This is a genomic window from Rhodococcus sp. P4_C10 (assembly GCF_056402135.1).
In genome coordinates, this window is record NZ_JBFUHZ010000018.1 from 42,940 (window position 1) to 57,761 (window position 14,822).

Consider the following 14,822-nt stretch of genomic DNA (forward strand, 5'->3'; position numbering starts at 1 on the left):
GATGTCCGACACGCAGGGGCACCGATCCCGCTGGCGGTGCGGGTGTCGGCGCGTTGCTAGTGGCCCGCGCGGATATGTTCGGTGGTTTCGGCGTCGATCAGAGCCTGCAGGATTGCGAGCAGTAGGGTGCGCATCATGTTGCCGCCGTCGACATCGCGGAGGGTGCTGGTCAGTTCGAGTAGGGCAGACTGGTCGAAGGCCATCGCGTGGTCTCCTTGTTTGTGAGTTCCTTGGTCGGTACTCACAGAGCTTCACGCGATGGCTCTTCCACGTCCGGGACCGGCACGGTCACGGATTCGGGGATCCCTGTTTACACGACTCCACGGGACTCTCCCACCGGGGCTGCACCTTCGGACTACTGCTGGTGTGAAAGGTGAAGCCTGACAAGCGAAAGATCGTCCATGCAGACCAGTCCGTGTCCGGCGGCAAGCGGTCACTCGATGCAACCGATGACACTTCCTCCGAAAGGCGCGGGAAGCGTAGGGTGAATTGGTGTCCCGTATGGATCACCAATGAAAGCCCTCATCGTTGCTGCAGGCCGCTTTGGCGAAGGCATGGCAGACAAGATCGCCGCCGGCCGTGAGCCACGACTGGACGTGTTCGAACTACAGAAGGCACTGGGCAGTCGTGCGCTCGACTTCGGCGACGTCGATCGCTCGCGCCGCCCCGATGTGCTGACCATACGAAAGACGCTGGGGCTGTCCGCCGCGGCGGCCTATCTGGCCCTCGTTGAGCGTAACGAGGCGGATGCCTTCTTCACCACCGGGGAGGACATCGGCTTGCCGCTGGCAATGCTGCTCAAGGCGCGCGGCGTGCGGGCGTCACACACGATGATCGCCCACACTTTGGCCCCGCTCAAGAAGCGCGTCTTCTTCAAGGCAGGCGCGGCGAGCCGCCTGGACAAGGTGCTGTGCTATGCCTCCACAGAGGAACGACTGATGGACAAGCTGGGCCTTCCCGCGCACGCCGTCCAACGTTTCAACTATCACGCTGACGAGCACTTCTTCTGCCCGCAAGATGGGATTTCCGAGGAGTCCGATGTCATCTGCAGCGCCGGACAACTCTTGCGCGACAACGACACCCTGATCGCGGCGACCGTTGGCCTGCCTGTGAAGGTTCGCGTCGCCGCCGGCAGCCCCTGGATCTCGAAAGAGATGCGTCCGAGCAGTGCGCTACCCGACAACGTCGACTGGCGAAAATACAATCGCTTCGACCTGCGTGCTCTCTACGCCCGCTCGGCGCTCGCAGTGGTGCCACTTTTGCAGAATGAATATCAGACCGGTATCTCGACGATTCTCGAGATGATGGCCATGGGCAAGTGCGTGATCGCCACCCGCACCCACGGCCAGGTCGACACCATCGTCGATAACGTCACAGGCGTGTACGTGCCGCCAGGCGATCCGACCGCATTACGCGCGGCGATCGAGCGACTACTCTCGCGCCCCGAGGAGCGCCAGCGCATCGGTGCGGCTGCCCGCGCATACATCGAGAAGGAAGCGAGCCTAGACCTCTTCACGGGGAAGTGCGTACAAGCGATGCGAGACGCCCACACCTCTCGCTTCGGGGCCTTCGCCTGATAGTGCACATGCCAGGAGTCACAGGGATCGCACCGACAGTTGCCATGGCCTTTGGATAACTGCACTCTTGCGAACGTCTAACTCTCATACGGAAATACTCGCCCGGCAATGACTTCCGCAATTGGCAGTGCCGATGTCGCCGCCGGCGACGGCGCGTTGAGCACGTGAACCGAGCGAGTCGTCCGCTCGATCAGGAAGTCGTGCACCAACGTCCCGTCACGCAGAACAGCCTGCGCCCTGATCCCCGCCTCGCGCGGCCGCAGATCGGCCAATGTCAGCTCAGGACAGTACTTTCGGCACCGCGCGAGGTACCCCCGCTTGGACAGCGAATCGCGCAACTCGGCGACGCCGGTACGGACGTTCGCGCGGGCAAAACGGTAGAGCCCCGGAAACCTCGCATACTCCCACACGTCTTTGCGCGCGAAACTGAACTTGCGGTACCCCTCGCGGGCCATCCCGAGCACCGCATTGGGGCCGACCGTGAGCCGACCCTCGACGGTGGGGCTCAGGTGCACCCCGAGGAAGGGCAGGTCCGGATCGGGAATCGGGTAGATCAGGTGGTGCACAAGCTCCGATCGATGCGCCGGCAGCTCGAAGTACTCGCCCCGGAAGGGCACGATCTGAAAGTCCGTGCGGATCCCGGCGAGCCGGGCCATCCGATCCGCCTGCAGTCCCGCGCACACCACCAGGCGTCGGGCAGACCACGAGCCCGCCGGGCTGTCCACCACCACTCGATCCCCCGACTCGGCGATGCCGGTCACCTCGACGCCGAGACGGACCTCGCCGCCCGACGTTCGGACGAGATCGGCCAGGACCTCCGTGACCCTGCGGTAGTCCACGATTCCGGTGGTGGGCACGAACAACGCGCCGGTGCCGGTGACCGCCGGTTCGCGACGCCGCAGTTCGGCACCGTCGAGCACCTCGACGTCGAGCCCGTTGGCCTGGGAACGCTCGTGCAGCGCCCGCATTCGCGCGTGTTCGACGGCGTCGGTCGCGACCAACAGCTTGCCGCGCACGTCGAAGGCGATGCCGTGCTCGGCGGCGAACTCCTTGGTCATCTCAGCACCGCGCCTGCTCAGCTCGGCCTTGAGGCTGCCCGGCTGGTAGTAGATGCCCGAGTGGATGACGCCGCTGTTGTGTCCGGTCTGCGCCGCGCCGAGCCGGTCGGCCTTCTCCAGCAACAGCAGGCTCGCTCCGGGCCGCCGGCGCAGGATCTCCCGGGCGGTGGCGACTCCGACGATGCCCCCGCCGATGACGCAGTAGTCGTACACCGACACCCCCACATTGTGCGGCGGAAAGCTAATCTGCGATCCAGTATCGCGCCCACGCGTCCGAGTCGAGCCGCCCCGGCTCGATCCCGTCCTCATGCGCGGCGACTTCGGCGGCCCGGACCCGCGCCACGAACGCCAGCGTGGCCTTGCGCAACTCGTCCTCCGCACTGCCCGGCCCGCCGAGCCGCACCTCGCGCAACTGCGCCGGGACCAGGTCTGCGGGCAGGCCCGCCTTGGTGGCCCGCTCGATCACCTTCTCCGCCAGCGCGAGCGCGGGCTGCGCCATGGCGATGCCGTCGATGCACGACGCCCTGGCCTTCTCCGCGGCCTTGGCCACCTCCCACGCGGCCTCCTGGTCTGCCACGTCGATCGGTCCGGTGTGCCCATTGGTCAGGTGCGGGCTGCGCATTGCCAGTTTGGTGACCAGGGTGCGTGCGACGTCGTCGACGGTGAACTGGCCGGCCGCCTCGGCAATCCGAGAGTGGAAGAGCACCTGCAACAGCAGGTCCCCGAGTTCCTCCCGGACCCCTTCCGGGTCCTCCTCCTGGACGGCGTCGAGCAACTCGTACGTCTCCTCGAGCAGGTAGCGGCGCAGCGAGGAGTGGGTCTGGGTGACCTCCCAACCGCCGAATCCCCACAGCCGGTCCATCACCTCGACCGCCTCGAGCAGCCCCTCCCCCAGCGACGGTTCGACCGCCACCACTGCTTCGCCGGACCCGGTCCGGTGCCGCACCGCGGCACTGTCGCGGTCCATCGCCACCAGCACCAAGGCGCCCGGCTGGTGCGGCAGCCGGAGCACCTCGCGCACCTCGGCGGGCACGTCCTCCGCGTACTCCACCGGCCCCCGCAGCAGCGGCACTGCCTCGGCGGGCACCACATCGGGCCGACGCGGGTCGAGCAGGACCACCGTCATCGCGTCACGGAAGACACGTCGACGGCGCCCGCGGCCTTGCCGTCCATGGCGAGCAGGAAGTCCGCGATGTACTGCAGCAGCTCCACGTCCCGCACCCGGTCGGCGCCGATCCCGCCGGAACCGGTGCGCGGCAACGGCATCTGCACCATCCCGGTGGTGGCCCGGTACTGGGCGCTCGGGTAGATCCGCTTGAGCCGCAGCTGCTTCGAGTCGGGGAGCTGCATCGGCGCGACCTTGAGCTGCGTCCCGGCGACCGAAACCTCCTCGAGGCCGTACTCGCGGCAGAGCAGGCGCAGTCGGGCGACCGACACCAGTCGCTGGACCTCCTCCGGGAGCGGGCCGTAGCGGTCGACGAGCTCGTCGATGACCGCGGCGATCGTGTCGGTGTCCGCCGCCGCCGCCAGTTTCCGGTACGCCTCGAGCCTGAGCCGGTCGCTGGTCACGTAATCCGGTGGGATGTGCGCGTCCACCGGCAGGTCGATGCGCACCTCCTTCGTGGCCTCCTCGGTGGTGACCGGGCGGCCGTCGGCGATGGCCCGGTATGCCTCCACCGCCTCGCCGACCAGCCGCACGTACAGGTCGAAGCCGACGCCCGCGACGTGACCGGACTGCTCGGCACCCAACACGTTTCCGGCACCGCGGATCTCGAGGTCCTTCATCGCGACGGCCATGCCGGCGCCGAGGTCGGAGTTCTGCGAGATGGTCGCGAGCCGGTCGTAGGCGGTCTCGGTGAGTGGCTTCTCCGGCGGGTACAGGAAGTACGCGTAGCCGCGCTCGCGGCTGCGGCCGACCCGCCCGCGCAGCTGGTGCAGCTGCGACAGACCCAACGAGTCGGCCCGCTCGACGATGAGGGTGTTGGCGTTGGAGATGTCCAACCCGGTCTCGATGATCGTCGTGCACACCAGCACGTCGAACTCGCGCTCCCAGAAGCCCTGCACGGTCTTCTCGAGGGTCTCCTCGTTCATCTGACCGTGCGCGACGACCACCCGCGCCTCGGGCACGAGCTCCCGAAGCCGCTTGGCCGCCTTGTCGATCGAGCTGACCCGGTTGTGCACGTAGAACACCTGGCCGTCCCGCAGCAGTTCGCGGCGAATGGCCGCCGCCACCTGCTTGTCGGCGTAGGCGCCCACGTAGGTGAGGATCGGGTGCCGCTCCTCCGGCGGGGTGAGGATCGTCGACATCTCGCGGATCCCGGCCATGCTCATCTCGAGCGTCCGTGGGATCGGCGTGGCCGACATCGTCAGCACGTCGACGTGCGTGCGCAGCGCCTTGATGTGTTCCTTGTGCTCGACGCCGAATCGCTGCTCCTCGTCGACGATCACCAGACCGAGGTCCTTCCAGCGGATGGCGGTCTGCAGCAGCCGGTGGGTACCGACCACGACGTCGACCTCGCCGTCGGCCATGCCCGCGATGATCTCCTTCGAGTCCCCCACGTCGGTGAACCGGGACAGCCCGCGCACCTTGACCGGGAACGACGCCATCCGCTCGGTGAAGGTCTGCAGGTGCTGCTGCGCGAGCAGGGTGGTCGGGACGAGCACGGCCACCTGCTTGCCGTCCTGCACGGCCTTGAACGCGGCGCGCACCGCGATCTCGGTCTTGCCGTAGCCGACGTCACCGATGACGACGCGGTCCATCGGGACCGGCTTCTCCATGTCCGCCTTGACCTCGCTGATCACCGTCAGCTGATCCTGGGTCTCGGTGAACGCGAACGCGTCCTCCATCTCCCGCTGCCACGGCGTGTCCGGGCCGAACGCATGGCCGGGGGCCGCCTGCCGGGCCGCGTACAGCTGCACCAGCTCGCCCGCGATCTCCCGAACTGCCTTGCGCGCCTTGTGTTTCGTATTGGTCCAGTCGGACCCGCCGAGCTTCGAGAGCGCGGGCAGCTCGCCGCCGACGTAGCGGGAGAGCTGGTCGAGGGACTCCATCGGCACGAACAGCCGGTCGCCGGGGTGCCCGCGCTTGCTGGCCGCGTACTCGATGACGAGGTACTCGCGCCGGGCCCCGCCGACGGTGCGCTCGACCATCTCTACGAAGCGGCCGATGCCGTGCTGGTCGTGCACCACCATGTCGCCCGCGGAGAGCGCGAGCGGATCGACCTGGTTGCGCCGCTTGGCGGGCAGTCGCCTGCCGTCGCCCACCGCCGCCACCCGGTTGCCGGTCAGGTCCGACTCGGAGATCAGCACCAGGCCCGGGACGTCGTCGGAGCCGGCGAGCACCAGGCCGTCGTGCAGGCTGCCGCACAGCACACTCACCTGGCCGCGGGCGGGCGCCGCGCCCGGTTCGAGGGCCGCCACCGGCACCTCCGCCTCGGCCAGGCGCTCGCGCACACGCAGCGCGGTACCGGCGCCGGCGACCACGATCGCGGCCCGCCCACCGGTGCTCACGTGAGCACGCAGCGAGACGAACAACTCGGCGAGCAGGTCGTCGGAGCCGCGGACCTCGGGCGCAGTCTTGACGTCGAGTACCAGTTCGTCGGCACTGCCGGACGCCAGCGGGCTCACCGTCCACCACGGACGGCCCTGTGCCTCGACGCTCTCCCGCACGTGCCGCAGCGACCGGTAGGCCGACGCCGCCAGGTCGATGCCGGCGCCGCCGACGCTCGACGTGTCCAGGGTGGAGGTGTCCAGCGGGGCCGCCGCGCCGATCGAGGCCGCGGTCCAGGACGCCTCCAGGAACTCCTGGCCGGTCCGCACCAGATCGGTTGCGCGGGTTCGGATCTTCTCGGGGTCGCAGAGCAATACGTGCGTGCCCTCGGGCAGCACGTCGGTGAGCAGTACCAGCTCGCCGCCCTGCAGCACCGGCAGCAGCGCCTCCATGCCCTCCACGGGGATGCCGGCGGACAGCTTGTCGAGCATCTCGACCAGCGCGGCGTCGGCCTGGTTGTCGGCGGACAACGCCGCGGCCCGGTCCCGGACCAGTTCGGTGAGCAGCAGCTCACGACACGGCGGCGCGATCAACGCGGCCACCTCGAGCTCCGGCAGCGAGCGCTGGTCGGCCACCGAGAAGGCCCGCAGCTCGGTCACCTCGTCGCCCCAGAACTCCACCCGCACAGGATGATCGGCTGTGGGAGCAAACACATCCAGGATGCCGCCGCGGACCGCGAACTCGCCGCGCTTGCCGACCATGTCGACCCGCGTGTAGGCCATCTCCACCAGCCGCTGGATCAACCCGTCGAACGGCGTCTCGGTGCCGACGCGCAGGGTGACCGGTTCGATCTCGCCGAGGCCCGGCGCCATCGGCTGCACCAGCGACCGCACGGTGGTCACCACCACCCGCAGGGGCGGGCCGTAGTCGGCGTCGTCGGGACGGGCCAGCCGGCGCAGCACCTGCATCCGTCGTCCGACGGTGTCCGCGCCCGGGGACAGCCGTTCGTGCGGCAGGGTCTCCCAGGACGGGAACTGCGCGACGGCGGCCCCGAACACCTCCTGCAGCTCGGCGGTGAGGTCGTCGGCCTCGCGTCCGGTCGCGGTGACCAGCAACAGCTGCGCGTGCTCGGCGATCGCGGCAGCGACGAAGGGACGGGCCGGAGCGGGCGCGACGACCGCGAGGTCGGTGCGGCCCAGGGCCGCGCGCACCCCGTCGAACGCGACGTCCGCGACAGCCGTGGCGAACACCCCCGCCAACGGGTAGGGCGACGGATCCTTGACTGCCGGGCTCGGGTCGTGCGGAGTACGGGAAGGCAACGTCGATGCTCCTGAGCTTGCCGAACGGGTTTCGGACGTCACGCGGACGACCACAGTGGATTCTAGGCCCGGGTACCGACAGCCCGCGCTGCCCGGTCAGCGACGGGAACGTCGCGCCGCGAACTGCCGGAAGTAGGAAACCTTCTCCTCCCCCACCAACGCCGGGAGCATGTAGTACCAGGCGCGTTCCATCCGGGCCGGGAGCTGATCGAGCGTCCCGGTCGCGTGCGCCACCACGCGTGCGCCGAACAGCGTCTCGAAGGTGAAGATCCCGATCGCCTCCGCATCGGCGTCGGGCACGATGTCGCCCTCCGCGACGGCACGAGCGGCCAGCGCCACCTGGTACTTCTGCCACGTTGCGACGACGTTGTCGCCCGTCCCTCGGTGATCGCCGATCTCGTGGTGCAGGCGGAACATCGCGGCGACGACAGGATCCGCGGCTGCCACGTCCGTGACCAGGTAGGACAGGCCGATCATGACCTCCAGCGCGGGATCTCGCAGGTCGGACAGCGGCGCGCAGGCCGCGTCGAGCCGTCGGCTGCCCTCGTCGATCACGCCGCGAGCCAGATCTTCTTTGGACGCGAAGTGGAAGTACAGCGAGCCCTTCGTGACACCCGACGCGGCGATGATCTCGCTCAGATTCGCCGGCGCGTATCCCAACCGCGCGAACACGTCCGCCGCCGCGAGCAGGACCGCATTCCGGGTCGCCTCGGCCCGTTCCTGCCTGACCATCCACCCCACCTCTGGTGACCGACTACCTGTCGAATGTCGTCGAAACGTAACACCCGACTGGTGAACTTCCCCCGATTGCGACTGCGAGTCGCGGTAGGGACGGACTCGGCAGTACGGCGCCTGGATTGTCTGCACCTTCGACGTCAGGAACCCACCGGACCACCGGCTATTCCCCGAGCTGCGGGTTCTCCTCCAGGTTGGTCAGTCCGTTCCAGCACAGGTTCACCAGGTGCGCGGCGACGACCTCCTTCGACGGGGTGCGCTCGTCGAGCCACCAGGTCGCGGTGGTGGCGACCATCCCGACCAGCGCCTGCGCGTACAGCGGGGCCAGCGCCGCGTCGAGCCCGCGCCGCGAGAAGTCGCCCGCCAGGATGTGCCCGACCTGGCTGACCGCCTCGTTGAGCAGGCTCGAGTAGGTGCCCTCCTTGGCCGCGACCGGCGAGTCACGGACGAGGATCCGGAAACCGTCGGTCCGTTCCTCGACGTAGGTCAGCAGGGCCAACGCGACCCGTTCGACCCGGACCCGGGAACGGTTCTGGGTCAGCGAGGAGGTGATCATCTCCAGCAGCGTGGACATCTCCCGATCCACTACCACCGCGTACAGCCCTTCCTTGCCGCCGAAGTGCTCGTAGACGACCGGCTTGGAGACGTTGGCGCGGGTGGAGATCTCCTCGATCGACGCCGCCTCGTACCCCCGCTCGGCGAACACGCTGCGGCCGATCTCTATCAGCTGCTGCCGGCGCTGGGTGCCGGTCATCCGGGTCCGGGCCGGTCGGTCGGGAGTGGCCTGCGGTGGTCGGGACATGTCGGCCAGCCTATCGGCCGGTCGGGTATTTTCGGCGATGCGGTTCGACCGATTCGGCGCCCGCATGCGAAGATCGTGGGCGCACAGCGGGCGCGTCGGCCCAGGGTTGATAGCACTCCGCTGTCGCAATGATCCGCCGTAGTGTAATGGCAGCACCTCTGATTTTGGTTCAGATAGTTCAGGTTCGAGTCCTGGCGGCGGAGCGCGAGAACGACGACTTTTCGAGGGAGATTCATGCCGGTCGAGACCGCCGTAGTAGTCCTCGCTGCGGGAGCAGGGACGCGAATGCGGTCCAAGACCCCCAAGGTGCTGCACACCCTGGGCGGTCGCACGATGCTCGCCCACTCCCTGCACGCAGCGGCCGAACTCAAGCCGGCCCACCTGGTCACCGTGGTCGGTCACGCCCGCGAGGCCGTCGGCGCCGCGGTCGCCGAGGTCGCGAAGGAACTGGACCTCGAGATCGCCACGGCGGTCCAGGAAGAGCAGAACGGCACCGGCCACGCGGTCGCGTGCGGCCTGAGCGCCCTGCCGGCAGACTTCGCCGGCACCGTGGTCGTCACCTCCGCGGACGTGCCCCTGCTCGACGGCCACACCCTGCACGGACTGCTCGACGAGCACCTGTCGGCGCCGACGCCTGCCGCGGTGACCGTGCTGACCTTCGTTCCGGACGACGCGAACGGCTACGGCCGCATCGTCCGGAACTCGGACGGCGATGTCATGGAGATCGTCGAGCATGCCGACGCAACGCCGCGGCAGGTCATGATCACCGAGGTCAATTCGGGTGTCTACGCCTTCGATGCCGCGGTGCTGCGGCACGCACTCGGCCGACTCAACACCCACAATGCGCAGCGAGAGCTGTACCTCACCGACGTGCTGAAGATCGCCCGCGAGACCGGTCGCGACGTCTACTCAGCCCTGCTCGCAGATCCGGTGAAGGTCGCAGGCGCCAACGACCGGGTGCAGTTGGCGGCCTTGGGCCGGGAGATGAACCGCCGCATTCTCGAGACCCACATGCGAGCCGGCGTCACCGTGATCGACCCCGCCACGACTTGGGTCGACGTCGGCGTGACCATCGGCCGCGACGTCACCCTCGAACCCGGCGTCCAGCTACGCGGACGCACCACCATCGACGAGGACGCGGTCGTCGGCCCGGACAGCACGCTCACCGACGTCACCGTCGGAGAAGGCGCCACCGTCGTCCGCACGCACGCCGACCGGTCCACGATCGGTGCGGGCGCGACGGTCGGGCCGTACACCTACCTGCGTCCCGGCACTGTGCTCGGCGCCGCCGGCAAGCTCGGGGCCTTCGTCGAGGTGAAGAATTCGGAGGTGGGTGCGCACTCGAAGGTGCCGCACCTGACCTACGTGGGCGACGCGACCATCGGCGACCACAGCAACATCGGGGCGTCGAGCGTGTTCGTCAACTACGACGGGGTCGGCAAGAGCCGTACCGTGGTGGGGTCGCACGTGCGGACGGGGTCGGACACCATGTTCGTCGCTCCGGTGCAGGTGGGTGACGGTGCTTACACCGGAGCCGGAACGGTGCTGCGGTTCGACGTTCCGCCGGGGGCGCTCGCCGTCTCCGGAGGCAAGCAGCGCAATATTGAAGGCTGGGTCGAGCGGAACCGACCCGGCACTGCGGCGGCCGAGGCGGCCTCGCGGGCACAGCAGCAACACATCGAGAACACGAACAAGGACGGCGAAGAGCAGTGACCGCGAATTGGATCGACAACCAGAAGAACCTCATGCTCTTCTCCGGTCGCGCCCACCCCGAACTGGCCGAGCAGGTGGCCAAGGAACTCGACATCCAGATCACCCCGCAGACGGCCACGGACTTTGCGAACGGCGAGATCTTCGTCCGGTTCGAGGAATCGGTGCGCGGCAGCGACGCCTTCGTCCTGCAGAGCCACCCCGCCCCGCTGAACCAGTGGGTGATGGAGCAGCTCATCATGATCGACGCCCTCAAGCGTGGATCCGCCAAGCGCATCACCGCGGTGCTGCCGTTCTACCCGTACGCCCGGCAGGACAAGAAGCACCGCGGCCGTGAGCCCATCTCGGCCCGCCTGATCGCGGACCTGCTCAAGACCGCGGGCGCGGACCGGATCATCACCGTCGACCTGCACACCGACCAGATCCAGGGCTTCTTCGACGGCCCTGTCGACCACATGCACGCGCAGGGCCAGCTCGCCGAGTACGTGCGTGAGAACTACGGCACCGAGAACATCTGCGTGGTCTCCCCGGACGCGGGCCGGGTCAAGGTCGCCGAGAAGTGGGCCGACGCCCTCGACGGCGCGCCGCTGGCGTTCGTGCACAAGACCCGCGACCCGCTGGTGCCCAACCAGGTCAAGTCGAACCGGGTCGTCGGTGACGTCAGCGGCCGCACCTGCGTGCTGATCGACGACATGATCGACACCGGCGGCACCATCGCCGGCGCGGTGAAGGTGCTCAAGGACGCCGGCGCGGGCGACGTCATCATCGCCACCACGCACGGGATCTTCTCGCACCCGGCCGCCGAGCGGCTCGCGTCGTGCGGCGCCAAGGAGGTCATCGCGACCAACACGCTGCCGATCCCCGAGGAGAAGCGTTTCCCGACGCTGACCGTCCTCTCGATCGCCCCGCTGCTCGCGCGCACCATCAAGGAGGTCTTCGAGAACGGCTCGGTGACCTCGCTCTTCAACGGCATCGCCTAGTCGCTTCGCGCTCGTGCGCGTTTGACGTGTCTACGGACCCGTCAAACGGGACCGCGCACAAGGCGGTCTACGACGAGTGCGTCCGCGCGCCGATGACCGAACTGCTCGCCGAACTCGAGCCGCAGTTCGGGGCCGGCAAGGTCTTCCGGCCGTACCGCGACGTCCGGTTCTCGAAGGACAAGACCCCCTACAAGACCCACCAGGGCGGCTTCGTCGACGTCCGCTCCGGCCTCGGCTACTACGTCCAGGTCGACGCGTCCGGGCTCTTCGTGGCGGGCGGCTTCTACCAGCACACCCCCGACCGGGTCGCCCGGTACCGCGCCGCGGTCGACGGGGCGCTGCGTGGCGGGCAACTCGAGCGCATCACCGCCGACCTCCGCACCGCGGGATTCGAGATCGGCGGGGACCGGCTCAAGACGCAGCCGCGGGGCTTCGCCACCGACCATCCACGGATCGACCTCCTGCGTCACCGCTCCCTCACCGCGGGCCGCGCATTCGGCGCCCCGGAGTGGCTCGCCACCGCCCGCGCGGCCACCGAGGTGGCCGCCGCCTGGACGGCGCTGACGCCGCTCGTGGAGTGGTCGTCGGACGTGCTCGGCGATCCGTCGTAGCGGTACAGACCGCCCGGAATCTTCTTGCGCGACAAGCATTTGTGCGCTATGGCGTCCCCAGTCGCGGCGGTGACCATGAGATTGATCACGCTGGAACGGAGAAATGCAGGTTCGTAACGATCCGGTGTCGTGCGCCGTCGCGCTCTGCCCTATTGTCATGCGCTGTGATTGACGCGCAGACTCTCGATGTCCCGGCCGGAACCACGACGATGCAGGCGGCCCGACGTTGGGTTCCCGGCGCCTGCGTCTGGTGCGGTGACGACGACTCGGTGGAGACCTACCGGAACGAGCCTCGCTGCGGCACCTGCCGCACGAACGAGGAGATCATCGAAGGCGCGCGACGCTTCCTCGGGATGTACGGTCTGCGCCCGCTCGGCGGCACGCTGCAGTCCGACGACGAGGAGGAGCGCGAGTGGCGCGTCACCGCTCGCGACGCGCGCGCCGCGTTGAACGGCACCCGCCTGCAGAACCCGCCGGACCCGGCGCTCGTGCGCAAGGCCCTGCGTCCGCGTGCGGCCGCTGTGGTCGCCGAGACGGCCGTACCGGCCCGCCGCACGGCCGCACCCCGGTCCACCGCCGCCGGCGCGTCTGCGTCGACTTCCGGGGCCACCAAGACGCCGGCTGCGTCGGCGACCACGACGGTGGACCTGGCCACGCTCGAGGCTCGCGTCACCGGACTGCTGGACCAGCTCTCCTCGGTCGACGAGCAGATCACGGTCGCGGAGACCGGCCAGGGGCTCGCCGCCCGGGCCCGCCTTGCCGACCTCGGCAACCAGAAGACCTCGATCCTGCGCATGCTGGCCGCGCTGGAGAAGACCCGCCGCGGCCTGAGCAACTGAGTTGACGGGCAACTGAGATGACCTACGCCCCATGCTGATCCGCGACGCCGGTCACGACGACCTACCGGGCATCCTCGAGATCCACAACGAGGCCGTGCGCAACTCCACGGCCGTGTGGGACGAGGAGACGGTGGACGTCGAGGACCGGCGCGCGTGGCTCGAGGGGCGACAGGCGTCCGGGTTCCCCGTGCTTGTCGCGGTCGACCGCGACAAGGTGGCGGGGTACGCGTCGTACGGGACGTGGCGTACCAAGAGCGGTTACCGGTACACCGTGGAGAACTCGGTGTACGTACACGTCGACCACCACCGCAAGGGCATCGCGAAGGCGCTGATGGCGGAGCTGATCGAGCGCGCCCGCGCCGGCGGGGTGCACGCCGTGGTGGCGAACATCGAGTCGACCAACACCACGTCCATCGCACTGCACGAACGGTTCGGCTTCCGCGTCGTCGCGCAGATGCCGGAGGTCGGCGTCAAGTTCGGCCGCTGGCTGGACCTGACGATCATGCAGCTGACGCTGCCCGTCGAGACGCCGCCGGAGTAGCCGTCGGCCGGTCCGACCAGCTGCGAATCAGTTGAGGGAGTCGGCGATCATGGGCCAGGAGTTGTGCAGGTCGTCCTGCCAGTAGCCCCACGAGTGGGTGCCGGTGGGCCGGAAGTCGTAGGTGGCCGGGATTCCCAGCGCATTCAACCTGTCGGCCAGCCGATGCGTGCACTCGTTGGTGCCCGCCTCGATGACTCCGCCCACGATCACCTGGTTGGCCAGGACGCCCGGGTCTCCGTTGACTCCCGGTGCGTCGAGGGTCTCGTGGGGGCCGGGCAGCCCGGTGCCGTTGGTGATGTACAGGTTCATGCCGCGCAACTTCTCGGCGTTGACGACGGGGTCGTTGGCCACCCAGTCCGGACTGTCGGGCGGTCCCCACATGTTCGCGACGTCTCCGCCGCGGAAGCCGACGACGAAGTTGACGTAGTCGCGGCCGGGCGCGGTGCTGGTCTCGGCGCACCCGCTGAAGGCGCCGACCGTGCGATACAACTTGGGGGCGGCCTGGGCCAGGCTCAGGACGGAAGTCCCCGACATCGACAGTCCCGCGATGGCGTTGACCCCGGTCGTCCCGAGCGTGGCGTCGACGATCGGGGGAAGTTCCTTGGTGAAGAAGGTGGTCCACTTGTTGAGGCCGAGGACGGGGTCGGGCTTCTCCCAGTCGGTGTAGTAGCTGTAGGCGCCGCCGACCGGGGTGACGACATTGACGTTCTTGTCGGCGAAGAAGCCGACCACATCGGTCTTGGCCTGCCAGGTTGCCGTGTCCTCGCCGCCACCGGCACCGTTGAGCAGGTACAGCGTCGGACGGGGCACGCTGGGATCCGCGGGGCGGATCACCTCGAGCAGGACCACCTTCTCCATCGCTGCCGAGTAGACGTACATGTTCAGCTGACGGTCGCCGACCTCTTCGACGTGGTCGAGGACGGATCCGTCTGCCGATGCAGGTTTCTCGGCTGGGAGGGTTCGCCACGCGTCCGCCGACGCCACCCCCCCGAAGAGGCTCGACGCGGCGATTACGGCAACGACGAGGAAGGTCCGGCAGTGTCCGATCGCGTTCATGGTCGCTCCTCGCACTTTGACTGCGATGCCCGACGGCGGTTCGGTGATGCTGAAGAACAATCCCTCTGAGGGTAACCGGAAAACACCACCCCCACGAGCAAAGT

The 14,822-nt window shown here is 68.6% G+C and carries 12 protein-coding genes, 1 tRNA gene and 1 pseudogene; 7 read left to right on the top strand and 7 right to left on the bottom strand.

Translation table 11 applies throughout. The features are described from left to right. Nucleotides 1–59: 59 nt before the first annotated feature. Nucleotides 60–203: pseudogene (locus AC1DWC_RS14765) on the bottom strand (IS256 family transposase); the annotation flags it as partial. Between the two features lie 309 nt (nucleotides 204–512). On the opposite strand from AC1DWC_RS14765, the gene AC1DWC_RS14770 reads away from it, so the two are divergent. After that, on the top strand, nucleotides 513–1,577 hold the full coding sequence (locus tag AC1DWC_RS14770) for a glycosyltransferase family 4 protein (protein WP_477909145.1): 1,065 nt from the start codon (nucleotides 513–515) through the stop codon (nucleotides 1,575–1,577). A gap of 77 nt (nucleotides 1,578–1,654) precedes the next feature. Here AC1DWC_RS14770 and lhgO read toward each other — a convergent pair whose 3' ends face one another. The 5 genes from lhgO to AC1DWC_RS14795 all read right to left on the bottom strand — a co-directional run bounded on the left by lhgO (nucleotide 1,655) and on the right by AC1DWC_RS14795 (nucleotide 8,981). Beyond that, the gene (lhgO, locus tag AC1DWC_RS14775; protein ID WP_477909147.1) at nucleotides 1,655–2,854 is read right to left on the bottom strand and encodes an L-2-hydroxyglutarate oxidase; all 1,200 of its coding nucleotides are present in this window, start codon (nucleotides 2,852–2,854) and stop codon (nucleotides 1,655–1,657) included. Between the two features lie 22 nt (nucleotides 2,855–2,876). Continuing rightward, nucleotides 2,877–3,761 carry a nucleoside triphosphate pyrophosphohydrolase gene (locus AC1DWC_RS14780; protein ID WP_477909149.1) on the bottom strand — a complete coding sequence of 295 codons (885 nt, stop codon included), beginning with the start codon at nucleotides 3,759–3,761 and terminating at the stop codon, nucleotides 2,877–2,879. After that, nucleotides 3,758–7,336, bottom strand: coding sequence for a transcription-repair coupling factor (gene mfd, locus AC1DWC_RS14785; RefSeq protein WP_477909240.1), 3,579 nt, complete (start codon nucleotides 7,334–7,336; stop codon nucleotides 3,758–3,760). The genes AC1DWC_RS14780 and mfd overlap by 4 nt, the downstream gene beginning before the upstream one ends. Nucleotides 7,337–7,540: 204 nt before the next feature. Next, nucleotides 7,541–8,176 (bottom strand): TetR family transcriptional regulator, encoded by a 636-nt coding sequence (locus AC1DWC_RS14790; protein ID WP_477909151.1) that lies wholly within the window; start codon nucleotides 8,174–8,176, stop codon nucleotides 7,541–7,543. A 166-nt stretch (nucleotides 8,177–8,342) separates the two neighbouring features. Then, nucleotides 8,343–8,981 (bottom strand): TetR/AcrR family transcriptional regulator, encoded by a 639-nt coding sequence (locus AC1DWC_RS14795; RefSeq protein ID WP_477844196.1) that lies wholly within the window; start codon nucleotides 8,979–8,981, stop codon nucleotides 8,343–8,345. Nucleotides 8,982–9,113: 132 nt separating this feature from the next. Between AC1DWC_RS14795 and AC1DWC_RS14800 the strand changes: the two genes are divergently transcribed. From AC1DWC_RS14800 to AC1DWC_RS14825, 6 genes are all read left to right on the top strand, one after another. Continuing rightward, a tRNA-Gln gene (locus AC1DWC_RS14800) sits at nucleotides 9,114–9,184 on the top strand. 31 nt (nucleotides 9,185–9,215) lie between these two features. Continuing rightward, complete coding sequence (gene glmU, locus AC1DWC_RS14805) at nucleotides 9,216–10,694, top strand: bifunctional UDP-N-acetylglucosamine diphosphorylase/glucosamine-1-phosphate N-acetyltransferase GlmU (protein WP_477844195.1); 1,479 nt, start codon at nucleotides 9,216–9,218, stop codon at nucleotides 10,692–10,694. Beyond that, the gene (locus AC1DWC_RS14810; protein ID WP_072845373.1) at nucleotides 10,691–11,671 is read left to right on the top strand and encodes a ribose-phosphate diphosphokinase; all 981 of its coding nucleotides are present in this window, start codon (nucleotides 10,691–10,693) and stop codon (nucleotides 11,669–11,671) included. Before glmU ends, AC1DWC_RS14810 begins: the two co-directional genes overlap by 4 nt. Nucleotides 11,672–11,697: 26 nt before the next feature. Continuing rightward, nucleotides 11,698–12,282, top strand: a complete 585-nt coding sequence (locus tag AC1DWC_RS14815) for a DUF2461 domain-containing protein (protein ID WP_477909153.1) — start codon at nucleotides 11,698–11,700, stop codon at nucleotides 12,280–12,282. A gap of 164 nt (nucleotides 12,283–12,446) precedes the next feature. Then, nucleotides 12,447–13,121, top strand: coding sequence for a hypothetical protein (locus tag AC1DWC_RS14820; protein WP_477909155.1), 675 nt, complete (start codon nucleotides 12,447–12,449; stop codon nucleotides 13,119–13,121). 31 nt (nucleotides 13,122–13,152) lie between these two features. Beyond that, nucleotides 13,153–13,662 (top strand): N-acetyltransferase family protein, encoded by a 510-nt coding sequence (locus AC1DWC_RS14825; protein ID WP_477909157.1) that lies wholly within the window; start codon nucleotides 13,153–13,155, stop codon nucleotides 13,660–13,662. Nucleotides 13,663–13,689: 27 nt separating this feature from the next. Here the strand turns inward: AC1DWC_RS14825 and AC1DWC_RS14830 are convergent, their stop codons facing one another. Then, nucleotides 13,690–14,718 carry an alpha/beta hydrolase gene (locus AC1DWC_RS14830; protein ID WP_477909159.1) on the bottom strand — a complete coding sequence of 343 codons (1,029 nt, stop codon included), beginning with the start codon at nucleotides 14,716–14,718 and terminating at the stop codon, nucleotides 13,690–13,692. Between the last annotated feature and the right edge of the window lie 104 nt (nucleotides 14,719–14,822).

Excerpts from the sequence above, each read along its gene's own strand:
- glmU (WP_477844195.1), top strand. The coding sequence starts at position 9,216 with ATGCCGGTCGAGACCGCCGTAGTAGTCCTCGCTGCGGGAGCAGGGACG.
- AC1DWC_RS14770 (WP_477909145.1), top strand. The coding sequence starts at position 513 with ATGAAAGCCCTCATCGTTGCTGCAGGCCGCTTTGGCGAAGGCATGGCA.
- AC1DWC_RS14825 (WP_477909157.1), top strand. The coding sequence starts at position 13,153 with ATGCTGATCCGCGACGCCGGTCACGACGACCTACCGGGCATCCTCGAG.
- AC1DWC_RS14795 (WP_477844196.1), bottom strand. The coding sequence starts at position 8,981 with ATGTCCCGACCACCGCAGGCCACTCCCGACCGACCGGCCCGGACCCGG.
- AC1DWC_RS14780 (WP_477909149.1), bottom strand. The coding sequence starts at position 3,761 with ATGACGGTGGTCCTGCTCGACCCGCGTCGGCCCGATGTGGTGCCCGCC.
- AC1DWC_RS14790 (WP_477909151.1), bottom strand. The coding sequence starts at position 8,176 with ATGGTCAGGCAGGAACGGGCCGAGGCGACCCGGAATGCGGTCCTGCTC.
- AC1DWC_RS14830 (WP_477909159.1), bottom strand. The coding sequence starts at position 14,718 with ATGAACGCGATCGGACACTGCCGGACCTTCCTCGTCGTTGCCGTAATC.